This is a genomic window from Streptomyces sp. NPDC026092 (assembly GCF_040638605.1).
Lineage (GTDB): Bacteria > Actinomycetota > Actinomycetes > Streptomycetales > Streptomycetaceae > Streptomyces.
On record NZ_JBEZYN010000006.1, the window covers coordinates 197331 to 223259 of the forward strand.

24 protein-coding genes and 1 pseudogene are annotated in these 25929 nt (G+C 73.6%); 13 read left to right on the plus strand and 12 right to left on the minus strand.

Annotated elements, in window-relative coordinates; genetic code table 11:
• Positions 1 to 178 precede the first annotated feature (178 nt).
• Both AB0F56_RS12255 and AB0F56_RS12260 read left to right on the plus strand, forming a co-directional pair.
• The gene (locus tag AB0F56_RS12255; RefSeq protein WP_362007375.1) at positions 179 to 2206 is read left to right on the plus strand and encodes a UvrD-helicase domain-containing protein; all 2028 of its coding nucleotides are present in this window, start codon (positions 179 to 181) and stop codon (positions 2204 to 2206) included.
• Between the two features lie 137 nt (positions 2207 to 2343).
• On the plus strand, positions 2344 to 3933 hold the full coding sequence (locus tag AB0F56_RS12260) for a serine/threonine-protein kinase (RefSeq protein WP_362007377.1): 1590 nt from the start codon (positions 2344 to 2346) through the stop codon (positions 3931 to 3933).
• Between the two features lie 19 nt (positions 3934 to 3952).
• Here the strand turns inward: AB0F56_RS12260 and AB0F56_RS12265 are convergent, their stop codons facing one another.
• Together AB0F56_RS12265 and AB0F56_RS12270 are read right to left on the minus strand one after the other, a co-directional pair.
• Positions 3953 to 4678, minus strand: coding sequence for an alpha/beta fold hydrolase (locus AB0F56_RS12265; protein ID WP_362007379.1), 726 nt, complete (start codon positions 4676 to 4678; stop codon positions 3953 to 3955).
• A 119-nt stretch (positions 4679 to 4797) separates the two neighbouring features.
• Entirely contained in the window at positions 4798 to 5676 is an 879-nt protein-coding gene (locus AB0F56_RS12270; protein WP_362007380.1) for an aminoglycoside phosphotransferase family protein, read from the minus strand.
• An 84-nt stretch (positions 5677 to 5760) separates the two neighbouring features.
• Between AB0F56_RS12270 and AB0F56_RS12275 the strand changes: the two genes are divergently transcribed.
• The gene (locus tag AB0F56_RS12275) at positions 5761 to 6507 is read left to right on the plus strand and encodes an SDR family oxidoreductase (RefSeq protein ID WP_362007383.1); all 747 of its coding nucleotides are present in this window, start codon (positions 5761 to 5763) and stop codon (positions 6505 to 6507) included.
• 116 nt (positions 6508 to 6623) lie between these two features.
• On the opposite strand, the gene AB0F56_RS12280 is transcribed toward AB0F56_RS12275, so the two are convergent.
• The 3 genes from AB0F56_RS12280 to AB0F56_RS12290 form a co-directional block, all read right to left on the minus strand.
• The gene (locus tag AB0F56_RS12280; protein ID WP_362007878.1) at positions 6624 to 7376 is read right to left on the minus strand and encodes a VOC family protein; all 753 of its coding nucleotides are present in this window, start codon (positions 7374 to 7376) and stop codon (positions 6624 to 6626) included.
• Between the two features lie 186 nt (positions 7377 to 7562).
• Positions 7563 to 8252: a copper homeostasis protein CutC gene (locus AB0F56_RS12285; protein ID WP_362007386.1), complete on the minus strand. Its 690-nt coding sequence runs from the start codon at positions 8250 to 8252 to the stop codon at positions 7563 to 7565.
• 70 nt (positions 8253 to 8322) lie between these two features.
• Positions 8323 to 9252, minus strand: coding sequence for a hypothetical protein (locus AB0F56_RS12290; RefSeq protein WP_362007389.1), 930 nt, complete (start codon positions 9250 to 9252; stop codon positions 8323 to 8325).
• Between the two features lie 188 nt (positions 9253 to 9440).
• Here AB0F56_RS12290 and AB0F56_RS12295 point away from each other — a divergent pair, with 188 nt between their 5' ends.
• The 3 genes from AB0F56_RS12295 to AB0F56_RS12305 all read left to right on the plus strand — a co-directional run bounded on the left by AB0F56_RS12295 (position 9441) and on the right by AB0F56_RS12305 (position 12413).
• Positions 9441 to 9731, plus strand: coding sequence for a heavy-metal-associated domain-containing protein (locus AB0F56_RS12295; RefSeq protein ID WP_362007391.1), 291 nt, complete (start codon positions 9441 to 9443; stop codon positions 9729 to 9731).
• Between the two features lie 89 nt (positions 9732 to 9820).
• Positions 9821 to 12103, plus strand: a complete 2283-nt coding sequence (locus AB0F56_RS12300; protein ID WP_362007393.1) for a heavy metal translocating P-type ATPase — start codon at positions 9821 to 9823, stop codon at positions 12101 to 12103.
• Positions 12104 to 12131: 28 nt separating this feature from the next.
• Entirely contained in the window at positions 12132 to 12413 is a 282-nt protein-coding gene (locus tag AB0F56_RS12305; protein WP_015035316.1) for a metal-sensitive transcriptional regulator, read from the plus strand.
• A gap of 19 nt (positions 12414 to 12432) precedes the next feature.
• Here the strand turns inward: AB0F56_RS12305 and AB0F56_RS12310 are convergent, their stop codons facing one another.
• Positions 12433 to 12588, minus strand: coding sequence for a hypothetical protein (locus AB0F56_RS12310; protein WP_362007396.1), 156 nt, complete (start codon positions 12586 to 12588; stop codon positions 12433 to 12435).
• A 103-nt stretch (positions 12589 to 12691) separates the two neighbouring features.
• On the opposite strand from AB0F56_RS12310, the pseudogene AB0F56_RS12315 reads away from it, so the two are divergent.
• The 7 genes and pseudogenes from AB0F56_RS12315 to AB0F56_RS12345 form a co-directional block, all read left to right on the plus strand.
• Positions 12692 to 13033 (plus strand): annotated as a pseudogene (locus AB0F56_RS12315) (BlaI/MecI/CopY family transcriptional regulator); the annotation flags it as partial.
• A gap of 209 nt (positions 13034 to 13242) precedes the next feature.
• Complete coding sequence (locus tag AB0F56_RS12320; RefSeq protein ID WP_362007398.1) at positions 13243 to 14154, plus strand: M56 family metallopeptidase; 912 nt, start codon at positions 13243 to 13245, stop codon at positions 14152 to 14154.
• A 136-nt stretch (positions 14155 to 14290) separates the two neighbouring features.
• Positions 14291 to 14776 (plus strand): GNAT family N-acetyltransferase, encoded by a 486-nt coding sequence (locus AB0F56_RS12325; RefSeq protein ID WP_362007401.1) that lies wholly within the window; start codon positions 14291 to 14293, stop codon positions 14774 to 14776.
• A gap of 178 nt (positions 14777 to 14954) precedes the next feature.
• Entirely contained in the window at positions 14955 to 15839 is an 885-nt protein-coding gene (locus tag AB0F56_RS12330; protein WP_362007403.1) for a class I SAM-dependent methyltransferase, read from the plus strand.
• 32 nt (positions 15840 to 15871) lie between these two features.
• A complete protein-coding gene (locus AB0F56_RS12335) occupies positions 15872 to 16300 on the plus strand; it encodes a transcriptional repressor (RefSeq protein ID WP_362007406.1) in 429 nt (142 codons plus the stop codon).
• Positions 16301 to 16388: 88 nt separating this feature from the next.
• A complete protein-coding gene (locus AB0F56_RS12340; RefSeq protein ID WP_362007408.1) occupies positions 16389 to 17525 on the plus strand; it encodes a LuxR C-terminal-related transcriptional regulator in 1137 nt (378 codons plus the stop codon).
• Positions 17526 to 17649: 124 nt separating this feature from the next.
• Positions 17650 to 18723: a helix-turn-helix domain-containing protein gene (locus tag AB0F56_RS12345; protein ID WP_362007410.1), complete on the plus strand. Its 1074-nt coding sequence runs from the start codon at positions 17650 to 17652 to the stop codon at positions 18721 to 18723.
• Between the two features lie 128 nt (positions 18724 to 18851).
• On the opposite strand, the gene AB0F56_RS12350 is transcribed toward AB0F56_RS12345, so the two are convergent.
• From AB0F56_RS12350 to asnB, 6 genes are all read right to left on the minus strand, one after another.
• Positions 18852 to 19055: a hypothetical protein gene (locus AB0F56_RS12350; protein WP_362007412.1), complete on the minus strand. Its 204-nt coding sequence runs from the start codon at positions 19053 to 19055 to the stop codon at positions 18852 to 18854.
• Positions 19056 to 19271: 216 nt separating this feature from the next.
• The gene (mshA, locus tag AB0F56_RS12355) at positions 19272 to 20561 is read right to left on the minus strand and encodes a D-inositol-3-phosphate glycosyltransferase (RefSeq protein WP_362007880.1); all 1290 of its coding nucleotides are present in this window, start codon (positions 20559 to 20561) and stop codon (positions 19272 to 19274) included.
• A 136-nt stretch (positions 20562 to 20697) separates the two neighbouring features.
• Positions 20698 to 22263: a class I tRNA ligase family protein gene (locus AB0F56_RS12360; RefSeq protein WP_362007413.1), complete on the minus strand. Its 1566-nt coding sequence runs from the start codon at positions 22261 to 22263 to the stop codon at positions 20698 to 20700.
• Between the two features lie 84 nt (positions 22264 to 22347).
• A complete protein-coding gene (locus tag AB0F56_RS12365; protein WP_362007416.1) occupies positions 22348 to 23094 on the minus strand; it encodes an SDR family oxidoreductase in 747 nt (248 codons plus the stop codon).
• 92 nt (positions 23095 to 23186) lie between these two features.
• The gene (locus AB0F56_RS12370; protein ID WP_362007418.1) at positions 23187 to 24122 is read right to left on the minus strand and encodes a PrpF domain-containing protein; all 936 of its coding nucleotides are present in this window, start codon (positions 24120 to 24122) and stop codon (positions 23187 to 23189) included.
• Entirely contained in the window at positions 24119 to 25927 is a 1809-nt protein-coding gene (gene asnB, locus AB0F56_RS12375) for an asparagine synthase (glutamine-hydrolyzing) (protein ID WP_362007421.1), read from the minus strand. The genes AB0F56_RS12370 and asnB overlap by 4 nt, the downstream gene beginning before the upstream one ends.
• Positions 25928 to 25929 lie beyond the last annotated feature (2 nt).

Consider the following 25929-nt stretch of genomic DNA (forward strand, 5'->3'; position numbering starts at 1 on the left):
CGTCCCCCTCAGGTCGGAGACCACCCCCTACGGGCCCTCCCCCGGAATATTCGGTCGCCCCGTCCGCCCCACAGAGCTACAATCTCCGACTTCCCCGCCTCCCTCCGTGGAGCGCGCTGCCCCCGGTCGGAAACCGGCGGCCGCCCCGTCACGCTCACGCACCTCCGGAGGCTTCCGCATGTCCACGCCCGCCGACCCGCTCGCGCGCGAGCGCGCCCATCTCGCCGACTCGCGTGCCGCGCTGCGCGCGATGCGCGAGGACGTCGAGGCGCTCGACATCAAGGACGTCACCGCGAACTGGGTCAACGCCGCCGTGCTCGGCCGTCAGATCGAGGAGCGGATCAAGGCGCTCGCCGACCTCTCCCACACCCCGCTCTTCTTCGGGCGGCTCGACTACCTGCACACCACGCAGGAGGGGCAGCGCTTCTACATCGGCCGCCGGCACGTCCACGACGCCGACGGGGACCCGATGGTGATCGACTGGCGCGCGCCGGTCTCCCAGCCGTTCTACCGGGCGTCGCGGAAGAACCCGCAGGACGTGGGGCTCCGGCGCCGGTTCGGGTACACGGGCGGCGACCTCACCGCGTACGAGGACGAGCACCTCTCCGACCCCGCCGAGCTGGAGCGGACCAGCAAGCTGCTCCAGGCCGAGATCGAGCGGCCCCGCGTCGGCCCGATGCGGGACATCGTCGCCACCATCCAGCCCGAGCAGGACGAGATCGTCCGGTCCGGGCTCTCCGGCACCGTCTGCGTCCAGGGCGGTCCCGGCACCGGAAAGACCGCCGTCGGCCTGCACCGGGTCGCGTACCTGCTCTACGCGCACCGGGAGCGGCTCGCCCGCACCGGCACCCTCGTCATCGGGCCGAACCGGTCCTTCCTCCACTACATCGAGCAGGTCCTGCCCGCCCTCGGCGAGCTGGAGGTCCAGCAGGCGACCGTCGACGACCTCGTCGCGCACGTCGAGGTCCGGGGCGCGGACGAGGCGGCGACGGCGGTCGTCAAGGGCGACGCGAGGATGGCGGAGGTGCTGCGGCGGGCGGTGCGCTCGCACGTCACGCTGCCGACCGAGCCGCTCGTCGTGGTACGCGGCTCGCGCCGCTGGCGGGTCCCGGCGTACGAACTGGAGGAGATCGTCCGCGAGTTGCTCGACCGCGACATCCGTTACGGTGCCGCCCGCGACGCGCTCCCGCAGCGCATCGCGCACACGGTCCTGGTGCGGATGGAGCAGGCGGGCGAGGCGCCCGACGACCGGGTGCAGGACGCGGTGGCCCGCAACGCGGCGGTGAAGGCGGTCGTGAAGACGCTCTGGCCGCCGGTCGACCCGGCGAAGCTGGTGCTGCGGCTGCTGAGCGACGCCGAGTTCCTCGCCGAGCACGCGGACGGCGTCCTGACGGACGACGAGCAGAAGCTGCTGCTGTGGGCGAAGCCGGGCCGCTCGGTGAAGTCGGCGAAGTGGTCGGCGGCGGACGCGGTCCTGATCGACGAGGCGAAGGACCTGGTGGAGCGGACGCACTCGCTCGGGCACGTGGTCCTGGACGAGGCGCAGGACCTGTCCCCGATGCAGTACCGGGCCGTCGGCCGCCGCTGCACGACCGGTTCGGCGACGATCCTGGGCGACCTCGCGCAGGGCACCACGCCCTGGGCGACAGGGAGTTGGGCGCAGGCGCTCGGGCACCTGGGCAAGCCGGAGGCCGTGGTGGAGGAGCTGACCGCCGGCTTCCGCGTACCGCGCGAGGTCATCGCGTACGCGTCGAGGCTGCTGCCGCACATGTCGCCGGGGCTCGCCGCCGTCGAGTCGGTCCGGGAGAACCCGGGTTCGCTGTCGATCCTCCACCACGAGCCCGCGGAGCTCGACGCGGCGGTCGTCGCCGCGTGCGCGGAGGCCCTGGAGCACGAGGGCTCGATCGGCCTGATCGCCGCCGACGCCCGGATCGCACCGCTCGCCGAGGCGCTGACCGCCGCAGGGCACGCGTACCTCTCGCCCGGCGAGGAGACGACGGCCGAGTCCCGCCTGACCCTCGTCCCGGCCTCGCTCGCCAAGGGCCTGGAGTACGACTACGTGGTCCTGGACGACCCGGCGGCCGTCGTGGACGGCGAACCGGACGAGCGGACGGGGCTGCGGCGGCTGTACGTGGCGCTGACGCGTGCGGTGTCGGGGCTGACGGTGGTTCACTCCTCGGCGCTCCCGGAGCAGTTGGACGCGTGATCGCCTCGTGTTGATCGCCAACCCTGGCGGCGGACGCCGGCGCTCTGCGGCCTAGGCTGCTGACCACGGGGGTCGGTCAAGAGTTCCGGGTTCGGGGTTCGGGGTTCGGGGTTCAGGGTTCGGGGGGACTGGTTCAGGTGGAGTACGCGACCGAGGTGTTCCAGCCGCTGCAGGCGGACGATCCGCCGGTGGTGGGGCGCTACCGGCTCGCCGCCCGGCTCGGCGCGGGCGGCATGGGCCGGGTGTACCTGTCGCACACGCCCGGCGGGCGGCCGGTGGCGATCAAGGTCGTACGGCCCGAGCTGGCCGACGACCCGGTCTTCCGGCGCCGGTTCCGCCGGGAGATCAAGGCGGCGCAGCGGGTCCGGGGCGCGTACACCGCCGAGTTGATCGACGCCGACGCGGACGCCTCACCGCCGTGGCTGGCGACCCTGTACGTACCCGGACCCTCCCTGGCCGAGGCCGTCGCCCGGCGCGGGCCGCTGCCGGTGGCCGCGGTGCTGTGGCTGATGGCGGGCGTCGCCGAGGCGCTGCAGGCCGTCCACGGCGCGGGCATCGTCCACCGGGACCTGAAGCCGGCGAACGTCCTGCTCGCCGCCGACGGTCCGCGCGTGATCGACTTCGGGATCTCGCTCGCCTCCGACATCACCTCGCAGACGGCGACGGGCACCGCCATCGGCACACCCTCGTTCATGGCTCCCGAGCAGGCGTCCGTGGGCGAACTCACCCCGGCGACCGACATCTTCGCGCTCGGTCAGACGGCGGCCTTCGCGGCGCTTGGCGAGCCGCTGTACGGCGACGGCCCCTCGGTCATGGTGCTGTACCGGATCGTGCACTCCGAGCCCGACCTGTCCCGCCTGCCCGCCGAGCTCCGTCCGCTGATCGCCCGCTGCCTGGCCGCCGATCCGGCGGACCGGGCCACCCCTGCGGAGGTCGTCGAGTGGTGCCGCCGGCACCTCGGCCCGGAGGCGGGCGCGGACCCGGCCGTCTGGCGCGAGGTCATGGGCCCGGAACTCGCGGTCCCGGGTCCCGTCCCCGAACCCACCCCGGTGGGCACACTGCCGCTGGTCCCGCGACGGGACGGCCGCCCCGAGACGGGGCCGGACGAGCGAAGGTCCCGAAGACGGCGCACCGTACTCGTCACGGCCGTCGCCGCCCTGGCGGGAGCCCTGCTGGTGACGGGCCTGACCTGGACGGTCACGGACGCGGTGGGCCGGTGGATCCGGGACCGGGAGGCGTCGGACTCGGCTTCGAAGGACGGCGGCCGCTCGTCGGGCCCGACGGGCTCGTCCTCGGGCCCCTCGTCGACTCCCTCCTCGACCCCGTCCTCGGCCGCGCCGCCCAAGAAGCCTCAAGCCGTCGCGTACCCCTTCCAAAGACTGGACGAGAAGAACTCCCTGAGCATCAAGGAGCCGGTCGAGCGCACGGACCGCAAGGGGGACATCCGCCTGGTCTGCAAGGAGTTGTGCGACCTGCAGAGCGACTCCACCCTGATGAGCATGCACGTCGGCAAGCCGGGGGCGACCCTCGACGACTGCCGCATCGCCGTCAAGGTCGTTCCCACGCGCCGCCTCTCCCTGCTCACGGCGGCGGCAGGCAGCGAGATCTGCGTCAAGCACCCCTCAGGAGACATCGGTCTGTTCGTCGTCCAGATCAAGTCGACGTACCTGCCGGACAGCGGGGTCAACTTCCTGACCGGTGACCTGACGGTCTGGCGGGCGCCGTAGCCGCCCGGCCACCGGTCGGCTACGAGGCGAGGAAGGCCCGCACCCCCGCCGACACCCCGTCGTCGCCGAGCAGCGCGTTGTGGTCGAGGCAGCCGGCCGCGTTGTTGGTGGCGCCGGTCAGGGGGACGCTGTTGTCGGGGTTGATGACCTCGTCGCAGTTCGACCACCACGTGGCGTAGCGGACGGCGCCCGGGGTCTCGTCGCCCTCGGCGAGCTTCTTCTGTACGTACGAGCCCGGGGTCATGTCGCGGCAGGCCTGGTCCCACAGGGCGCACGCCCAGGCGGTGCTGGTGCCGTGGTTGGGGCCCGCGAGGGAGACCCAGTGGGCCACGGAGGACTGGCCGGCGCCCTCGAACTTCACGTACCAGCGCGAGACGAGGCTGCCGAAGGAGTGCGAGACGAGGTCGACCCGGCTCGCGCCGGTCCGCCGCTTGACGTCGGCGACGTACGCGGCCAGCTCGCCGGCGATGGCCTCGTTGACGGAGCGGTGGGTGTCGTAGCCGAAGGAGAAGAGCTCGGCGTCGGTGTAGCCGTCCGCCTTGAGGTCCTCGCGCAGGCCGCCCCAGACACCCGGGTCGGCGTTGTAGCCGTGGACGAAGACGACGGGGGTACGGGCCACGGCCTGAGCCGAAGCGGAAGCGGACGGGGCGGCCTGGCCGGCCTGGGTGACGAACACGGACGCCATCAGGGCAAGGAGCGCCACGAGGCCGACACGGGCACGGAGACGGGCACGGAGTCTCAACACGCTTCTCCCTACGGGGTGTTACGCACGAGTAGTGAGGAGCATGGTGGGGTCCGGGAGCGCGGAAGAACAGTCCCGCGGCGGCTAAAACTTCATGGCCGCGGAGCGGCCGCGGGAAGCGCTTACTGCGCGCCGTACTCCGGCAGCGCCTCCGACCACGCACGGTGGGCCACGGCCGCCAGGACCGGATTCGTACCGCGGTACTCGTGTTCCGTGACCACGCCCCAGCACAGCGCCCAGCCGCGCCCGCGCGCCCAGGTCGCGTCGTCGACCTCCGCCGCCGCCCGGAACAGCGGGCGGGTCTCGGCGGTGAGGAGGGTCCAGGCGGCCATCATGTCGCAGGCGGGGTCGCCCGTACCGACCGCGCCGAAGTCGATGACGGCGCTCAGCCGGCCGTCCCTGGCCAGCAGGTTGCCGGGCAGCAGGTCGCCGTGGACCCATCGGGGCGGGCCCTCCCACTGCGGCAGCCGAAGCACCGACTCCCAGGCGGCTGTCACCCGGTCCGCGTCGAGGAGCCCATGCGCGCCGAGATCCCGGATCGCCCTCTCCGTCACCCCCGCCGACGCCCACTCGGTGACGTGGCCGCCCCGGAACGACCTCGGCCCGTCCGTCGCGTCCACGCGGCGCAGCGCCGCTCCGAACCGGCCCAACTCGACCGCCGCGTGGGCGAGATCGGCGATCGGCTCGTCGTAGGCGTTGGCGCCGTGGAGCCAGTCGTACACCGACCAGGGCAGGTCGAAGCCCTCCCCGGGCACGCCGTGGCCGACCGGCACCGGTACGGGCAGCGGCAGGTGCGGGGCGAGGTGCGGCAGCCAGCGCTGCTCCTTGGCGATGGACCCGGCGTTCGCGGCGGTCCTGGGCAGCCGGACGGCGAGGCGGTCGCCGAGGCGGTACATGTCGTTGTCCGTACCGGCCGACGGCACGCGCCTGACGGGCAGCCCGGACCACTGCGGGAACTGGGCGGCGACGAGGGTGCGGACGGTGCGTACGGGGTCGGCCATGGCGGGGAGGGTAGCCAGCCGCGGACCGGCCGGGCCACCGCTTTACGGTGGGGGCGGCGCGACCGAGAGGAAGGTGGGACCACCATGTCTGACCCCCGAAATGTCACCGTCGTCACGGGCGGCAGCCGCGGGATCGGCGCGGCGACCTGCGTACGGCTGGCGGCCGAGGGGCACGATCTGGCGCTCGGGTACGTACGGGACGCGGCCGCCGCCGAGTCGACGGCGGCGGCGGTCCGGGCGGCGGGCGCGCGGTGTGTGATCGTCCGGGTGGACACGTCGGACGAGGCGGACGTGGAGCGGCTCTTCGACACGGCGGAGGCCGAACTCGGCCCGGTGACCGGCCTGGTGAACAACGCGGGCGTGACCGGCCCGTTGGGGCGCCTCGCCGATGCCACGACGGAGGACCTGCGCCGCGTGGTGGAGGTCAACCTCCTTGGCTACCTGCTCTGTTGCCGCCGCGCCGCCCACGACATGGGCGCCCGGGGTGGCGGTGCGATCGTGAACGTCTCCTCCGCGGCCGCCACGCTCGGCAGCCCCGGCGACTACGTCCACTACGCGGCGACGAAGGCGGCGACCGACGCGCTGACCGTGGGCCTCTCCAAGGAGCTGGGCCCGGACGGCATCCGGGTCAACGCGGTGGCGCCCGGCATCATCGAGACCGACATGCACGCGGCGATGGGCGACCCGGACCGCCCCGCGAAGGCGGCGGCGACGATCCCGCTGGGCCGGCCGGGCCGCCCGGACGAGATCGCGGCGGCGGTGGCGTGGCTCCTGTCGGCCGACGCCTCGTACACGACGGGGACGATCCTGCGGGTGGCGGGCGGCCGCTGAGGGCGGCTCCGTACGCGTACGGTCGGCGGCGTACGCGTACGGTCGGCGGCGGCGGCGCCGGGCACCCAGGAGGGCGGACGAACTGGCCGCCGTCCCCCGGCCCGGACAGGGCGACGTCAGGCGGGCTGCTCCGGCTCGGACGCCGTGATGACGGAGAACGCGCCGCCCTGGGGGTCGGCCAGCACGGCCATGCGGCCGGCCGCCATGTCGAAGGCCGGGGCCAGGACCGTGCCGCCCGCACGGACGGCGGCCGCCTGGACGTCGTCCACGCTGTCCACGTGGAAGTACGGCTGCCAGTGCGGCGGTACGCCCGGCGGAAGCGCGCTCAGGTCCATCATTCCGCCCACGGCACGGCCCGCGACCTGGAACTCGATGTACTCCTCCGCTCCGGGAATCTCGGACCGCGCGGTGGTGACGGGCAGGATCGCCGAGTAGAAGGCGGAGGCGGCCGGGAGGTCGCTGGTGACCACCTCGTTCCAGATCAGCGCGCCGTGCTCGTTGACGATGCCGGCGCCGGGGAAGGTGCCGGCCTGCCACAGGCCGATGACGGCGCCGGTCGGGTCGACCACCACGGCCATCCGCCCCAGCTCCATGACGTCCATCGGCTCCACCATGACCGTGCCGCCCGCGTCGGCGACGGACTTGACCGTGGACCCGAGGTCGTCGGTCGCCAGATACGTCGTCCACACCACCGGCGGCAGCGGGTCGGGCACCGTCCCGTCCGGGTTCATCGCCTTCATGATCCCCGCGACCGGCTGCCCCTTGAGGGTGCAGACGGAGTAGCCCCCCGTCTCCGCCGGCCCGATCTCGCCCTGCCACCCGAAGAGGTCGCGGTAGAAGTCGAGGGCCGCCTGCTGATCGGGAACCATCAGGTCGATCCAGCACGGGGTGCCGGGCTTGTAGTGACCATGCTTTTCGGGCACGGGTGCCTCCGTCGATAGCGCTGCGGGGAAGAACGGTCCACCCCCTACCCGGCCCCGCCGCCCGAAATCGGGCCGTTCAGGTGACACCGCGGGCGCCTGGGGCGGGCGGGCCGGGGCCTCCGTGCCTCAGCCCTACGCGTCCAGGGCCTCGCGCCAGACGCGGACCGCTTCCGGGGAGACCGGGGCCGTCCAGCCGTGGGGGCGGGCTGCGCCGCCGATGTGGAAGGCGGAGAGGCCGGCGGTGCGGAGGTGGGGGAGGTGGTCGAGGCGGAGGCCGCCGCCCACCAGGATCTGGGGCTCGTAGCCGGGCTCGCCCGCGCGGGCCGCCTCCGCGAGGAGGACGGGGAGGCCGTCGTCGACGCCGGTCGGCGAGCCCGCCGTGAGGTAGGTGTCGAGGCCCGGCAGGTCGGCGAGCTGCTTGCGCAGGGCGTCGCGGTCGGGCGTGCGGTCGATCGCCCGGTGGAAGGTCCAGCGGCAGCCGTCCAGGACGGCGATCAGCCGCTCCACCGCCACCAGGTCGGCGTCGCCGTCCGGGGTGAGGAAGCCGAGGACGAACTCGTCCGCGCCCGCGTCCCGGAGGTCGGTCGCGCGGGCCACGAGCGCGTCGATGTCGCCCGCGGCGAAGCCGTCCGTCAGCCTGAGCATCACGCGCAGCGGGATGTCCACGGCGGCACGGATCGCGGCGAAGCCGGTCCGCGACGGGGTCAGCCCGTCGGCCGCCATGTCGGTGACCAGCTCGAGGCGGTCCGCCCCACCGGCCTGGGCGGCGACCGCGTCCTCCTCGTCGAGGGCGATCACCTCTAGGACTGCACGGTTGCTCATCGAGCCCATTCCTCCATGAATGACGGCTACAGGTCTGCAGGGTCTACAGGTCTAGTCCAATGACCCCACCCTAGCCGTGCTCGTGGCCTCCCGCATCGTGCCCTGCCTCATCCGGCGTCGAGATCGCCGGCGCCCCGCCCTGCCCCGCCTGCACCGTGAACGCCGCCGTCCGCACCTTTCCGCCGTGCTGGAAGTCCAGGAACAGGCGGTACGACCCCGCGCTCGGCGCCGTCGCCGTGAAGGAGACGTCCGGGCCCGGGCCGCCCTCGTTGGGGTGGACGTGGAGGTAGGCGAGGTCGCCGGCGCGCAGGGCGACCAGGTGGCCGTACGCCCCGAGGTACGGCTCCAGGTCCGTCACCGGCTTCCCGGCCTTGCTGACCGTGAGCTTCAGTTCGCCCGCCCGGCCGGGGGCCAGGGTGCCGCCCAGATTCACCTCGTAGCCGTCCACCGTCGCCGTTCGCGTGGGCGTCGGCAGGGGCTGCGGGGCGCTCATGCCCGGTACGGACAGGTCCGCGCCCAGCGTGATGCCCTTCGCGTTCTTCGCCGCCGGCTTGAAGTCCGCGAAGGCCTTGTAGCCCCCCGCCGCCGGCAGGTCGACCGGCGTCGACCACGTGCCGTCCGCCGCCCGCACCGGGTGCAGGTGACGGAAGACCGTCAGGTCGCGCGAGGCCACGATGAAGTGCAGCTCCTTGCCGTGCTCGGTCGTGTACGCGGTGACCTTCTTGCCGGCCGCGTCCTTGACCGCGAACTTCAGGACGCTCCTCCCCTGCGCCGGGGTCGGCGTCTCCAGGGCCAGCGTGTAGCCGCCCTCCGAGACCTGGAGGCCCCCTGCCACGGGGGCGTTCGCCGCGGGGGCCGCTTCCGCCTCCGCGTGTTCGCCGTGTGACGCCTTCGCCGGGGGCTCGCCCACGGGGCCTACGCCTTTGCCCACGCCGTACGCCGTCCCGAACGTCGCGGCGATCGCGGCGGCGAAGGCGGTGATCTTCACTCCGGTGTTCATGGCTGCTCTCCCGTACGTCAGTGACCCGATGAGCGACGCGATGTCGTTCCAGTTGCACTTCACCATACCCCTGGGGGGTATGGTGTCAAGCTGGAGCCACCCTTGCGCTGGATACCACGGGGGGGTATACATGGACTCATTCCCGGATACCCCCTCAGGGTATCCGCGCCCACCATGAGGAGGAACCCATGTCTTCCTGCTGTACTCCTGACGGCAGCTGCTCCACCACCGGCGAGACCGCCACCACCGCCACCGCCGTCGCCGAGAGCACCGCCACCGTCTACGCCGTGTCCGGCATGACCTGCGGGCACTGCAAGACCGCGATCACCACCTCCGTCTCCGCCCTCGACGGCGTCATCTCCGTGGACGTCGACGTCGCCGGCGGCCTGGTGACCGTGACCACCGGCGGCGCGCCCGACGACGCCGCGATCACCGCCGCCGTCGACGACGCCGGCTACGAGCTGACCGGCCGCGCCTGACGGCGGCGGCCCACGCCCCATTCCGGCCGCCGGGGCCCGTCCGCCCATGGGCCCCGGCCCCCGCACCCCGCAGTACCGAGGAGCAGGAAATGACCACCACCACCCCAGGCGCCGCCCAGGTCGAGCTCGCCATCGGCGGCATGACCTGCGCCTCGTGCGCCGCCCGGATCGAGAAGAAGCTCAACCGCATGGACGGGGTCGAGGCCACCGTCAACTACGCCACCGAGAAGGCGAAGGTCACCTTCGACGCCGACGCCGACATCTCCGTCGACGACCTCATCGCCACCGTCGAGGCCACCGGGTACACCGCCGCCGAGCCCAAGCCCGAGCGCCCCGCGAACAGCGGCGACGACGGGCCCACCGACGACGAGAAGGCCGACGAAGAGCTCCGGCCCCTCAAGCAGCGGCTCGTCACCGCCGTCGCGCTCGCCGTCCCCGTCATCGCGATGGCGATGGTCCCGGCGCTCCAGATCGAGTACTGGCAGTGGCTCAGCCTCACCCTCGCGGCGCCGGTCGTCGTCTACGCAGCCTGGCCCTTCCACAAGGCCGCCTGGACCAACGCCAAGCACGGCGCGGCCACCATGGACACCCTGATCTCCGTCGGCACGATCGCCGCGTTCCTGTGGTCCCTGTGGGCGCTGTTCTTCGGCACCGCCGGTACGCCGGGCATGACCCACCCCTTCGAGTTCACGATCGCCCGCACCGACGGCGCCGGGAACATCTATCTCGAAGCCGCCGCCGGCGTCACCGCCTTCATCCTGGCCGGCCGCTACTTCGAGGCCCGCTCCAAGCGCAAGGCGGGCGCCGCCCTCAAGGCGCTCATGCAGCTCGGCGCCAAGGAGGTCACGGTCCTCAAGGACGGGCGCGAGATCACCGTGCCCACCGGCGAACTCCAGGTCGGGGACCGCTTCCTGGTCCGGCCCGGCGAGAAGATCGCCACCGACGGCACCGTCGTCGAGGGCTCCTCCGCCGTCGACGCGTCCATGCTCACCGGCGAGTCCGTACCCGTCGAGGTCGGCGTCGGCGACGCCGTCACCGGTGCCACCCTGAACGCCGGCGGCCGGCTCGTCGTCGAGGCCACCCGCGTCGGCGCCGACACCCAACTGGCCCGCATGGCCAAGCTCGTGGAGGACGCCCAGAACGGCAAGGCCGCAGCCCAGCGCCTCGCCGACAGGATCTCCGCCGTCTTCGTCCCCGTCGTCATCGCGCTCGCGCTCGGCACCCTCGGCTTCTGGCTCGGCACCGGTGCCGGCCTGACGGCCGCCTTCACCGCCGCCGTCGCCGTACTGATCATCGCCTGCCCCTGCGCCCTCGGCCTGGCCACGCCGACCGCGCTCATGGTCGGCACCGGGCGCGGCGCGCAGCTCGGCATCCTGATCAAGGGGCCCGAGGTCCTGGAGACCACGCGCAAGGTCGACACGATCGTCCTGGACAAGACCGGTACGGTCACCACCGGCCGGATGACGCTCATCAAGGTCCACACCGCCGCCGGTACGGACGAGACGGACGTGCTGCGCCTTGCGGGCGCCCTGGAGCACTCCTCCGAGCACCCCATCGCGCAGGCCGTCGCCACGGGCGCCGCCGCCAAGGTCGGTACGCTCCCCACCCCCGAGGACTTCGCCAACCTCCCCGGGCTCGGCGTCCAGGGCGTCGTGGAGGGCCACGCGGTCCTCGTCGGCCGGGAGATGCTGCTCACGGAGTGGGCGATGGAGCTGCCCGCCTCGCTCAAGTCCGCCAAGGAAGCGGCCGAGACCGCCGGCAAGACCGCGATCGCCGTCGCCTGGGACGGCGAGGCCCGCGCGGTCCTGGAGGTCGCCGACGCCGTCAAGGAGACCAGCCCCGAGGCGATCCGCCGGCTGCGCGGCCTCGGCCTCACCCCGATCCTCCTCACCGGCGACAACAAGGCGGTCGCGGAGGCCGTCGCCGCCGAGGTCGGCATCGACGAGGTCATCGCGGAGGTCATGCCGCAGGACAAGGTCGACGTCGTCAAGCGGCTGCAGGCGGAGGGGCGTTCGGTCGCCATGGTCGGCGACGGGGTCAACGACGCCGCCGCGCTCGCCCAGGCCGACCTGGGCCTGGCGATGGGCACCGGCACGGACGCCGCGATCGAGGCCGGCGACCTGACGCTCGTACGGGGAGACCTGCGGGCCGCGGCCGACGCGATCCGGCTCTCCCGGCGCACGCTCGGCACGATCCGCTCGAACCTGTTCTGGGCCTTCGCCTACAACGTGGCCGCCCTGCCGCTCGCCGCGGCCGGACTGCTCAACCCGATGATCGCGGGCGCCGCGATGGCCTTCTCCTCGGTCTTCGTCGTCGGCAACAGCCTGCGCCTGCGCGGCTTCCAGGCCGCCGACAAGCAGCTCGACAAGTAGAGCTCGACAAGCAGCCGAGGAGCCTGCCATGGCCGGGTACGGACAGCACAAGGAAGACATCATCAGACGCCTGAGGCGCATCGAGGGGCAGGTGCGGGGGGTGCAGCGGATGGTCGACGAGGACGTCTACTGCATCGACGTCCTGACCCAGGTCTCCGCGATCAACGCGGCGCTGCAGTCCTGCGCCGTGGCCCTCCTGGACGAGCACCTCAGCTGCTGCGTGACCGAGGCGATCGCCCAGGGCGGGGACCAGGCGAAGGTGAAGGTGGGCGAGGCGTCGAAGGCGATCGCCCGGCTGATCAGGACGTAGGCGCAGCGCCTCGCGGGGCTCAACCGCCCTTGCGTGAAGGGCAGTCGGCGGTCACGGTGACGCTCAGGCGGAGACAGAGCCCGAGCACCGCCCGGAGGAGCGTCAGCTCCACCGAACCGGGCAGACCGGGGCCGCAGACCTTCGCGCAGGGGCGGTTCTTCATGAGGGTCGACATCCGGTCATCGTACCCCTAGGGGGTATATCTGCGCCGGGTTGACGGCCCGTACGATGGGCCGCCCCCATGGGGACGCGAGGGGGGTCGAGGGGAGGGGATCCGCGTGCGCCGACTGGGCGAGCTGGAGGCGGAGATCATGGACCGGCTGTGGGCCTGGCAACGGCCCGCCACGGTCCGCGAGATCGTCGACGACATCAATCTGGGGCGCAGGGTCGCCTACACGACGGTGATGACGGTGGCGGACATCCTCCACCGCAAGGGCTGGCTCCGTCGCGAGAAGGCGGGCCGCGCCTGGCTGTACGAACCGGTCCGCAGCCGCGAGGAGTACACCGCGGCCCTCATGCAGGACGCCCTCGGCGACAGCGCCGACCGCCCGGCCGCGCTCCTCCGTTTCGTGGAGACCATCTCCCCCGAGGACATGCGCGCCTTGGACGCGGCGCTGCGGATGGCGCGTGGGGGCGGGAGCGGGGGCGGGGATCCCTCGGCCCCGGGGCAGGACGGGCCGGGGGTGGGCGGTCCCGGTCGCCGCGACAGCACGGAGGGCGGCCCGGGTCGCGGCGGCCCTGGCGGCGGCGCGCGCGGCGCCGACGCGCCCCGTGGTGACCACCAGCCGCTCGGCGACTCGTCTCGCCGCGACCTGCGCGGCGGTGACGCGTGAGTCATCATGTCCTGCTGCCGCTCGGGCTCGCGCTCGTCTGTGGGGTGCTGATCCCCTGGCTCCTCGTACGGGCCCGCTGGGCGCAGCAGGTGCCGCGGCTCGGGCTCGCGGTGTGGGCGGTGATCGGGACCGTGTTCGCCGGGGCCGCCGCGCTGCTGCCCGCCCAACTCGTCCTCGACGGGGACAGCAGCCACCGGCTGACCGACCGGGTCGTCACCCTCGACCTCCCCTCCCCCGCCGCGCTCCTCGACCTGAGCGCCCGCCAGTACACGGCCGCCGGCCTGGCCCTCGCCGTCCTCGCGCTGCCCACCGCCGGTTTCGTACGGGAGCTCCTGCGCGCCCGCCGCTCGCGACTGCGGCACGCGGGCGTACTGCGCCTGGTCGGGCGGTACGACCCGGACCTGCGGGCCACCGTGCTCGACCACGCCCGCCCCGCCGTCTACTGCCTGCCGGGCCGTTCCCGGCGCGTCGTCGTCTCCTCCGGCGCCCTCGACACCCTCACCGCACCCCAGTTGGCGGCCGCACTCGCGCACGAGCGCGCGCACATCGCCGGACGGCACCACCTCCTCGTCGCGGCGACGGAGGCCTTCGCGACCGTCTTCCCCCGCCTCCCCCTCGCCCGCCACGGCGGAACCGCCGTACCGCTGCTGCTCGAAATGGCCGCCGACGACCGGGCGTTGCGCCGCTGCTCGCGCGACGCGCTCGCGACGGCGCTGTACGCGCTCGCGGCCGGCCAGGCACCGCGCGAGGCGTTCGCGGCGGGCGGGCCTTCGGCGGCCCTGCGGATGCGGCGCATTCTCACTCCGTACAGCGCGGGACACCCGGTGCTGCGCGGCCTGCTCGCGATCTCGACGGCCGCGGGGGCGATGGCTCCGTTGATCGTCGCGTGTTGTTCCGTACCCGGATAATCGACTCGTTTCAGCGGCTCATTACTAAGTGAATTCGTAGATTTCACATCGGTCACCATCCGTCCCGCGGCCCTGAATTCCCGGCTAGTGTGGGTATGTTGACGCTGGGGCTCGGCACGTCGAAGGGTACGAACCAATGCAGCTGGCTGACGTGCGGGCGGCGGCGGCCGCCGACGCGGCGACGATATCCAGGCTGCTGGCGGATGCCATTCGGGGCAGTTACCACGAAATCCTCGGTGAAATCCCGGTGCACCGACTGGTGTCCACCCAATGCGCACTTCCCCGCATCCGCGCGGAAATTGAAATTCCGGGTGGCGCGCCCGGCTGGCTCGGCTGGCTCGTCGCCACCGGCGAGGACGGCACGATCGTCGGCGCGGCGGCCGGCGGGGTCCCGGTGCCGGGCGAGGGCGAGGTGTACGCGCTCGCCGTGGCGGAGTCCTCGCGCCGACGGGGCGTCGGCTCGGCGCTCCTGGGCGCGGCGACGGAACGGATGCGCGGGTTCGGGGCGGTCGCGCAGCGCGTGACACTCCCCTCGGACGTGGACGAGGACCCGTCCCTCCCCTTCTACGAGAGCCGGGGCTTCGCCCCCCTCAACCCCACGCGCCTCGGCCGCCCGCTGTAACTCGCGCTCCTCGCAGGGCTCCTCGCTTGGCAGATGAACGCCATCGCGTGTTCACGCCGTCGCCGAACCTGGAAGCGGCGCGCTCTCCCCCGGCACCATGGACGCGCGACGCGGTCGCCCGGCGGCACGGGTTCCCGCTTCGCGGACGGCATGGACCGAGCGAGCCCCTGGAGGAGCGATGCAGACACCGAGCGGCGCCGCGCTCGCGCCGGTCCTGCCGTCCCGATACGACCCCCACACCGACGCGCTCCCGGGCCTCGAGTCCGTCTCCCCCTGGGGCGAGGACGCCGTCTGGCTGTACGACGCCCTCCTCGGGCCCCACAGCGCCGACATCCTCCGCTACCTCGACCTCGCCCGCGCCACGACCACCGGTACAACCAGCACCAGCAGCCCCGTCCTCGACCTGGGCTCGGGTGCCGGGCGCCTCGCCGTCCCGTTCGCCCGGCACGGCTTCGCCGTCGAGGCCGTCGACCGCGACCCCGCCGCCCTGGCCCGGCTCGACGCCTGGGCGCGGCGCATCGGCCCCCAGGTCGCCCGGCTCGTCGTCACCACGCGCGCCGACCTCACCGAACTCCGCCTGCACCGCAGTTACCGCCTCGCGCTCCTGGCCGGCGCCATGGTCTCCGCCGTACCGCCGCGCGCCCGCCCCGCGCTGCTCCGCGAGATCGCCACGCACCTGGACACCGGCGGCGCCCTCGCCCTCGACTACACCTCCCACCTGCGCCACGGCCTCGTCACCGAGCCGTCGCGCACCTGGACCTTCCAGGTCCCCCGGTTCGACGGGGTCGACGAGTGGGTGGTCGCCCGGCAGGTCTTCGACCTGCCCACGATGAGCGAGCGGATCACCTACTACGCGGCCAGGACCGGCAAGCGCTCCCCCGAGCGGGTCGTGCTCACCACCGACAAGTGGATCGTCGACCCCGAACGCCTCGCGGCCGAGCTGCGCTCCGCGGGCCTGCACATCGAGGGCCGGCGGCGGCACCGTATCGACGAACGGACCGAGAGCGTGCTCCTCATCTGCCGCGCCGGGGAGACAAGAGGTACGATGCCCGCAAAAGTTTGAGCCGACCAGATCGACCGTGCCGGGCGGAGAAGATGGCAGTCGTGGAAGAACTCTCGGACCGCGAGGCGGTGATCCAGCGCCTGCGCGACGTGGGCCTCCGGGTCACGGGCCCCCGCCTCGAGGTGCTCACGGTGCTCGCCTCCGCCGGCCATCTCGACGTGGAGGCGATCGCCGCCGCCGCGCGCGAACGCCTCGGCACGCTCACCAGCCAGGCCGTGTACGAGATGCTGCGGCACTTCCAGGAGACCGGCCTGGTCACCAAGTTCGACCGGCCCGGCCTGCCCGCCGTCTTCGAGATCTCGGGGACCCCGCACCAGCACGCCCTCTGCGTCCGGTGCGGCCGCGTGGAGAACGTCGACGCGCCCGCCCCCAAGCCCCCGCGCGGCGCCCTGCCCGGCTGGCGGACCAGCGACGCCGAGATCGTCTTCAAGGGGCTGTGCCCCGACTGCGCGGCCGGTTGAACCCCGTGCGGGGCGTTCGAATGTGTGGCAGGGTCTAGCGGGGCGATTCAACGGGACCCGTACGGGTCCGGGGGGAGTCTGCTGCTCAGTGTCCAAACACGCCACCGGGACGCGTACGGGAAGCGAACAGGCTCTCGCGGTCTACCTCGAACTCCGTGCCCGGCCCACCGCCGTCTTCGACGACGTCGCGGACGGCCTCGGGCTCTCCGCCACCGACCGGCAGCGCTGCCGCGCCGAACTCACCGCCCTCGGCCTGATCGAACCGGCGCCGGAGCACCCTGAGGCCCAGACCCAGACCACGCCGCCGGAGCACCCTGAGGCGCAGACCCAGACCACGCCGCCGGAGCACCCTGAGGCGCAGACCCCGCCGGAGTGCCCCGACACACAGGCCCCGCCCGCCCCGCAGGCCGTCGTCGAGCCCGACGTCGCGCTCGTGCGGCTCCTCCAGCGCGAGCGGGAGCGGCTCGAGCACCGGCTCGCCGAGACCAGCCGGGCCCAGACCACCCTCGCCACGCTGGCAGGACCGTTTCTCCGGGCCGGGTCGGCGCCCCGCTCCGCCGTCGACGTCGAGGTCGTCGCCGACCCCGCGCGCGTACGGCAGGAACTGGCCGCGCTCGGCGACTCGGTCCGCGCCTCCGTGCACTCCATGCACACGGGCTCGGTACGGCGCGAGGACATGGCCGCCGAGCTGGCGCGCGACCGGGCCCTGAGCGGGCGCGGGGTGCGCGTCCACGCGATGTACAGCCGCCGGATCAGCTCCGTCCCGGACATGGCGCAGCACCTGGAGGAGCGGGCCGCGCTCGGCGTGGAGATCCGGCTCTCCCCCGTCGTGCCGATGAACATGGTGCTCGCCGACGAGAACTTCGCCCTGCTGCCCACCGATCCCCACGACCCGGACTCCGCCTCCCTCCTGGCGCGCGGGCCCGGCCTGGTCCGCTCGTACCTCGCCCTCTACGCGTACTGCTGGCAGGCCGCCGGTCGGTACGGCGACGAGGAGAAGCCCGAGCGCGGTGGCGACGGGCTCTCCGAGCAGCAGCGGGCGGCCCTGCGGATGCTCGCCTCCGGCATCAAGGACGAGCAGATCGCGAAGAACCTCGGGGTGTCGCTGCGGACCGTCAGCCGGCTGCTCTCCGAGGTCATGCACGAACTGGGCGCCGCCAGCCGCTTCGAGGCCGGGGTGAAGGCGGCCAGGCTCGGGCTGCTCGACGGCGAGGGCGAGGCGTGACGAGCGACCGTGACGCACGACAGTGACGCACGACACATCCAAGATCGGCATCTCGGCTCGTCGCCGGACCCTGTGACAAGGTGAGGCGGGGCGGCGACTCGGACGAAGAGGGGGTCACTTCGCCATGGTCACGGACGCGGGCACCGGCACGACGGACAGCGCGATCGACGCGCCCGGGCGGGATGACGACGTCCTGACCCTCTATCAGGAGCTGCGCAGGCGCGGCGTGTCCGGCTTCGGCGAGGCGTACGCGGACTTACGGCTCGCGCCCGAGGAGTACGAGCGATGTCGTGACGCCCTCGTCCAGCTGGGCCTGATCGTGCCGACCGGCGCCGCGCACGCCACCGTCACCGCCGTCCAGGACGGCAGTTGGCGCTCCGACACCGATGTCGTCGCCGCGGTCGACCCCGAGATCGCGCTGCTGCGGCTCCTCGAACGGGAGCGGGAGCGGCTGCGCGAGCACCTCGCCGAGGCCGACCGGGCGTACAGCACCCTGGAGACCCTGGCCGGCACCTTCCTGCGGGCCGACGCGCTGACCCGGGCGGAGGCGGAGGTCGAGGCGCTCACCGACTACCGCCGCATCCAGCAGGCGATCGAGGACATCACCGATGTGATGCAGGAGAGTTCGGCCTCCCTGCACCCCGGGACGCCCGGGCGCCAGAACCCGGAGCGGATGCTCGACCGCGACCGCCGGCAGATCGGCAACGGAGTGCGGGTCCGCGCCATCTACGGGCGGCAGGAGGCGGCGCTCCCGGAGATGGCGGAGTTCCTCGGCCGGCGCGCCGAGCTGGGGGTGGAGATCCGGCTCGCCCCGTCCGTCCCGCTGAACCTGATCATCGCCGACCGGCAGTTCGCCCTGGTGCCCATCCGCCCGGAGGACCCCGGCGAGGGCGCGATCCTGGCCCGGGGCAGTGCGCTCGTACGGCCGTATCTGAGCCTGTACGAGCACTGCTGGCACACGGCCACGCCGTACGGCGACGACGCGGCGCCCGAGCGGGGCGGCGACGGGCTCTCGGAGCAGCAGCGGGCGGCGCTGCACATGCTCGCGTCGGGAATGAAGGACGAGAAGATCGCCCGCACGCTCGGGGTGTCGCTGCGGACGGTGAGCCGGATGATCTCCGAACTCATGCAGGAACTGGGCGCGTCGAGCCGATTCGAGGCGGGGGCACGCGCGGTTCGCCTCGGCTGGCTGGACTGACCGCGGGAGAATTCGGGCCCGGACACGGGTCGGGCCCCGCAATCGCGCGCGGCGATCGCGGGGCCCGATTCGACTCCCCGGTACGAATTCCGTTCGGCAGGTGCCCAGTTGATACGTCGATCAGGTGGTCAGTTGACGGTCGGGGCCGGGGACGGCGGCGGGACGGGCCAGCCGTTGTCCTGACCGTCGGCCACCATGCGCGGGCCGACGGGCGCGGTGCCGTCGGGGGCCGCGACCAGCGCCGCGCCACCGGCGACGGCCGTACAGGCCACGATCGCGACGGCGAACTGGCGGACCGTCTTCCGAATACCCGCTATACGCGCAGCAGACATGTTTCCTCCAGGAGTTGGAATGCGAATTCCGACTTCGGGGGCCCGTGCCGCCGGGCGCTCCCTGAAGACATCTCCATATTGGCCCGCACCGGGAAAGGGATCCAGAGTTTCTCCATGCGTGGATCCGCCATGGCGTGGATGCGTCAATGCGCCTGCGCAGTATCGGAATTGGGGGATCCGGAGCGATCCACACCTTTGGTCCAACCAAAACAAATGCTAGACTCGTGCGACGGCCTTCTCGTTCCTCCAGGAGAGAGGGGCCGCCGGGGCAGGGGCGTGCCGCCGCCCCTGCCCCATCCGCCCGCTGTCCCGACGCGCCGCCTCGTACACCTCGACCGTCCGCGCGGCCGAGGCCCGCCAGCTCATCCCCCGGGCGTGCGCGACCGCCGCCTCCCCCATCGTCGCCCCCGCCCGGGGATGCGCCGCGAGCCACCGCAGCCGGCGGGCGTACTCCAGCGGGTCATGGCCGCGTACGAGCAGTCCGGTCACCCCGTCCCACACCGCCGTCGGCAGCCCGCCGACCGCCGCCGCGAGCACCGGCGTCCCGCACGCCTGCGCCTCCAGGGCCACAAGACCGAAGGACTCGCTGCGCGAGGGCACCACGAGCACATCGGCCGCCCGGTACCAGTCCGCGAGCCGCTCCCGCGGTACGGGAGGGCTGGGCCGCAGCACATCGTCGACCCCGAGCTCCCGCGCGAGCCACCAGGCCGAACCCTCCCGGGTCGCCCCCGAGTGACCCCCGACCACCGGGACCAGGAGCCTGCGGCGCAGCTCCGGGGCGAGGAACAGCAGCTCCGCCACGGCCCGTACGAGCACGTCCGGCCCCTTCAGGGGCTGGATGCGGCCGGCGTAGAGGGGCACGAAGGCGTCGGCGGGCAGTCCGAGACGCGCCCGGGCGGCCGCCCGGCCGCCCGGAGCGGGTCCGAACGTCCGCAGATCGACACCCGGCCGTACGACCTCCGTGCGCGGTCCCGCAGCCCCGTACAGCGAGGCGAGGGCGGCCGCCTCGTCGGCCGTGTTGGCGATCAACCGGTCGGCGCACTCGACCACTTGGTGCTCGCCGCGGATCCGCAGCTCGGGCTCGGGGGTGTCGCCCGCCGCGAGCGCCGCGTTCTTCACCCGGGCCAGGGTGTGCGCGGTGTGGACCAGGGGTATCCGCCAGCCGGCCGCGGCGATGCGCCCGGCCTGCCCGGAGAGCCAGTAGTGGGAGTGGACCAGGTCGTAGCGGGCGCTCTCCTTGAGCAGGGCGAGCGAGAACGGGACGACGAGCCCGGGCATGGCCTCCTTGGGGAGCGCCCGGCGCGGCCCGGCGTGCAAATGCCGGACCCGGACCCCGGGGGCGAGCTCGACCAGCGGGGGCCGGCCCTCGCCCCGGCAGCGGGTGAACAGGTCGACCTGGGCGCCCTGTTCGGCGAGGGCGCGGGAGAGTTCGACCATGTAGACGTTCATGCCACCGGCGTCGCCGGTGCCCGGCTGGTGCAGCGGGGAGGTGTGGACGCTGAGCATGGCGACGCGCAGGGACACGTGGGGCTCCTGGGAGGCGGGCCACGTGCCCCCGCGCGTCGCGCGCGCACGGTCCACGCGGCAGGGATGGGTGGGACGGCGCTGGGGTGGGGGGCGCTTGAGGAACTGAGGTGAGCGGTCAGAAACCGAAGACCGGTCCCGACGGTGGGGCGAGACGCGTACCCGGCGCGGGCGGGGTGAGCGCCGTCGCGTCGATCGGGCCGCCCGGCTCGGTCTTGAGCGCGGCGGCCAGGCGGTCGGCGCCCTCCGGCATCACCGGCCGCGCCCACGCCGAGAGCGCCGAGGCGACCGCCAACTGGGCGGCCAGTGCGGGCAGATGGGGGCAGGCGGTGGTGGGCCGGCAGCGTTCGTGGGCGTTGACGTGGCCGAAGTCGGCCACCGAGCGGACCATCTCGTCGAGGACGGCGACCGCGCGGCGCGGGTCGAAGGCATCGGGGCCGTACGCCTCGCGCAGGTCCTCCACCGCCCGGCGCAGCCGCCGTTCCAGGACCTCCCAGCCGGTGCCGCCGGGCAGCGCCTGCGGGGTGAGACCGGCGCACTCCTCGCGTACGGCGGTGAAGAGCCGGGCGAGCCAGCTGTTCCAGCTCTCGTCGAGCTCGTGGCGGGCCGCGGCGAGCCGGTCGCGGTGGAAGACCGTGCGGCGGCCCAGCGGGCGGGCCTGGAGCACGTGCCGGCGCAGGGTGTCGGAGCCGTACTCGGTGAGCAGGTCGAGCGCCCAGACGTTGCCCTCCTGGACGCCCTCCTCGACGACGTACGACTCGTTGACGCAGAAGTCCTGCGGCAGCTTGACGTCCTGGGCGAGGAGCAGCACCGGCAGCAGCACGGCGTGGCAGAAGGCGTGCCCGAAGCCGCAGAAGTGGATGGCGCGGCGCGGCAGCGGGCCCTTGGGGTCGTAGCCGAAGAGGTGCATGGCGGCGGCCTCGAAGCAGCCGTCGATGCGATGCTCGGGGAAGCCCTCGACGGGCACCTGGAGCCCCCACTCGGCCGGGTGGCCGACGGCGATGTCCGGCAGCCCGTCCTCCACGAGCGACTCGCACAGCGCGGCGAGCCGGGGCGGGAGACCGGCGGTGGCCCAGTAGTCGGCGAGCGCCTCGCGGAACGGTTCGAGGGGGACGTAGAGCCGGCGGCAGCGGCGCGACAGGGCGGGCGTCTCGCAGAGCGAGCAGCGCGCCTCGATCAGGTCGCCGCCGTCGTTGGGGCGCGCGCACTCGTGGCACATCCCGCCGCCGCTGACCGCGCCGCAGTGCGGGCAGGTGCCGGTGACGTGGGCGCCGTACAGCCACCGCTCGCACGGCTCGCAGTAGGGCAGCAGCCGCGTGCGGGGCGCGATGACCCCCTGCGCGTACAGCCGGCTGAAGAGCTCCTGCACCCAGCGTCCGTAGCCCCGGTCCCGGCGCGGCCGCACGATGTGGTCGAACTCCACGCCGGAGCGCAGCCAGTCGGCGGTGATCGCGGCGCGGTAGCCCTCCGCGACCTCCTCGGGCTTGCGGTGCAGCCGCAGCGCCCGGACCTCGACGGAGCTGGCGTGGTCGGCGGTGCCGGTGGTGAACCGCACGGGCTCGCCCTCCGCGCGCAGGAACCGGGTGAGGACGTCGGCGGCGACGTACGGCCCCGCGAGATGACCGATGTGCAGTTCGCCGTGGGTGGCCGGAGGGGTCGCGGTGATCCAGACGGGGGTGGTCATGGGACCTCCTTGATGAGCTGCTGGGTGCTGCTCCGAGGCTCAGCGAAGATCAGCGGGTTCAGCGGTTCAGCGGGTTCAGCGGTTTCAGCGGGGTTCGAAATGGAAGGAGCGGATGAAGCAGTCGCGGGGCTGCTCGACGGCGTAGACGACGCATTCGAAAAGGGCCTGCGTGGTGAGCTTCTCGTCGGGGCCGATTCCGTCCGCCGACGTCACTCCCTCCCATTCCGCGAACCTCGGGTCCGAGGTGGAGAAATCGGGCGGATAGAGGGAGAAGACGCGGACGCCGGAGGGGCGCAGGCGGCGCGCGAGAATGTCGGCGAAGCCCGCCTGCGCGCTCTTCGCCGCCCAGAACGCCTCGTGCGCGCCGCCGGTGGCGGCCGAGACGCCCTCGGCGTCGCGGACGGCCACCATGTTGACGATGTCGGGCCGGTGCGAGCCGCGGAGCAGCGGCAGGAAGTGCTTGACCATCAGGACCGTGCCGCCCGCCGTCGACTCGATCGTCTCGACGATCTCCTCGTCGCCGGCCGCCTCCAGGTCGATGGCGTCGAGCCAGCGGGCGCCGTTGTTGACGAGCAGGTCGACGCGGTCGGTGCGCTCGCGGACCTGGGCGGCGAACTCCCGGATCTCGGCGGGCCGGCTCAGGTCGCAGCCGAAGGCGTGGATGCGGTCGCGGGCGGACCCCATGACTTCCGTACGGGTGCGCTCGGCGGCCTCGACGGTTCGGGCCGACACATAGACCTCGGCGCCGAGATGGGCGAATCCGACGGCGAGGGCGCGGCCGAAATAGCGGGAGGCTCCGGTCACGACGACTCGCAGGTTCTCGAATTTCATTCTGGTCCGCTCTCCCCATGAATACCGATTTCCGGTCGTCATTCAGCGTGACAGAGGAAAGGCGGCCCAGGCCCGGTGAGAGGGGTGCGCATTCACGCCGTTGCGTGGATACGCCAGGGCAGTTCGAGCCGTTCGAGCACGGTCGCGCGCTTGTGCCGTACGGCGACATGGTCGGCGCCGGCGGAGACGCTGACGGTCCGCCCGCCGGGGGTCCGCACGGGCCGTCCGGCGAGGTCGGGTACGACGGTTCCGGGCAGCGCCCCGGCGGCGGCGAGGGCGGCCGCCCCGGTGAGCGCGAGGCGGGGGTGCCAGCCGCCGACGGTGAGCGCGCGGACGGCGATCCCGGTGGGGTGCGGCGCGAACGCGGCGACCTTGGGCAGCGCGGAACCCTCGTCGTACCCGAGGAGCCGGGCGGCATGGGCGCGCAGCGCGAGGAGGGCGTGGCGGACGTCGTCCCCGGCCCGGAAGAGTGCGCGGCGGGTCGGGAGGCCGAGGTGCCGGGCGTCCACGAAGACGTACGGGTTCCCGTACCGGACGAGGGAGACGGGCACCCCACCGAGGACACGGACGACGTCGACCGGGCGGCCGGTGGGGAGGGTGCCGGGGGCGGTGGGGGCGCGGAGGAAGGCGAGGGTGGTCTCCCCCGGCCCTTCCGGGGTGCAGCGGACCAGGTCGCCCGTCGTCAGCGCGTGGACCGTGACCGGGCCGGGGCGGGCGGCGGCCACCACGCAGGCGAGGAGCGAGTGGCCGCAGCCGGTACGGAAGTCGAAGGCGCCGCCCGGGAGGGCCTGCACGAAGCGGTAGTCGAGGTCGGCGCCCGGGCGCGCAGGCGGTCCGTACAGCGCGATCTTGTTCACGCGCCCGTACGGCGTGCGGGCCAGGGCCGCGCGCAGGGCGGCCAGTTCGCATGTGACCGCAAGCGCGCCCGGTGGCAGGCGCTCCACCTCGACGACGAGCGTCGGCCCGGGCGCGTCCTCGGCGCGCACGACGGCGACCTCGACGAGCCCGCAGGCACTCCGGTCGCTCACGCCACGCAACCCACCGGGATCCGCATGCCCTGGACCACGTCCGTCCACAGCTCGTGGACCGCGAGGGCCCAAAGGGCCTGGGCGTCACGCTGGTTGGGGCGTTCCAGCTGGCGGGCGAGGAGCCCCCGCACGCGGTCGGCGCGGAGCTTCCCGCCGAGGACCAGGCGGGCCGGCGAGAGGAGTTCGCGGACCGTGTCGAGGAGCGGGCTGCCCGGGGTCAGCATCGCCGCGACGGGGAGCGTGAACGGCTGCTTGGGCCGGGCGAGCACCGACGGCGGCAGGAGCTCGCGCCCCGCCTCGTACAGCGCCCGCTTGCCGCGCAGCGCCCCCGGGGGCAGGGCGCGCGCGTGCGCGACGACCCCGGGCTGGCAGAACGGCAGCCGGGTCTCCACGGCCCAGGCCATCGACAGGTGGTCGACGCGCCGCAGGTGGTACGCGGGGAGCCGCCAGCGCGTCTCGAAGGCGGTCAGCGCCGTGGCCCGGTCGGGTCCGCACGCGCGCAGCTCCTGCTCGATCCGGTCGGCGGCGGAGCCGTGTTCGGCGATGTAGGCGCGGTACGCGGGGGTGTAGAGGTGCTCGCGCAGCAGCCGGGGCGCGGCCGAGAGCGCGTCCACGTAGGCCGGGACCCACTCGGGCGTCTCCAGGGCGGCCCGCATCCGCTCGTACCCGCCGAACAGCTCGTCCGCCCCGTCCCCGGCGAGCGCGACCGTGAAGCCGGCCTCCCGTACGGCGCGGAACAGGGCGTACGTCGAGAGGGCGATCGGGTCGGCGTTGGGCTGCCCGAGATGGCGGACCGTACGGGTCAGGAGCGAGCCGAACTCGTCCGGGTCGAGGGAGACTTCGTGGTGGACCGTACGCGCGCGGCGGGCGACGGAGCGGGCGTGGGCGGCCTCGGAGTCGGGCCAGCGGCCCCGGTAGGTGAGGTGGAAGGTGTGGAGCGCCGGGGCGTCCGTCTCGCGGGCGTACTCGGCGGCGAGGGCCGTGACGAGCCCCGAGTCGAGCCCGCCGCTCGTGATCGCGCACACGGGCAGCTCGGACTCGGCGAGCCTGCGGACCTCCCGCCGCAACACGTCCTGCGTGCTCGAATCCCCAGCGGTGGCCCGGTGCGGAGCCCGGCGCCGTACGAGCGGGCGGCAGCCCGGCCGTACGACGGCGGTGGCGCCCGGCGCGAGGACCTCGATGCCGTCGAGGGCGGTCCGGGACGAGAAGGAGGTACGGGTGGCGAGGACCGTGTCGAGGGAGTCCTCGCGCGGGGCGATCCGTACGCCCTCGAAGGCGAGCAGGGCCGGGATCTCGGAGGCGAACCGCGTGGAGCCGTCCGCCGGGTCGTGGTGCCAGTGGACCGGCTTCATGCCCATGTCGTCGACGGCGAGGACGAGTTGGGTCCGACCGGGCCTGAGGTCGAGGACGGCGACGGCGAACATGCCCTCCAGGTGCTCGGCGAACGCGGGGCCGTACTCGGCGTAGAGCGCGGGCAGCACCGTGCCGTCGCAGCGGTCGGGGAAGCGGTGGCCCCGGGCGGCGAGGTGCAGGCGGAGCTCGGTGTGGTTGTAGATCTCGCCGTTGAGGACGGCGAGGATCCCGGGCAGGTGCGGTAGCCGGTACGGCTGCTGTCCTCCACAGGGCTCGGTGACGGCGAGCCGGTCGCAGCCGAGCGACCAGCCGGCCCCGCTGAGCACGTGGTGTTCGTCGGGGCCGCCGTGGCGCTGGCGCGCGGAGACGGCGGCGAGTTCGGCCGCGTCGGGCCGGGCGGCTGCCCCACCGCCCCCCGCGCCGGCTGCCAGGTTGCCGAAGATCCTGCACATGA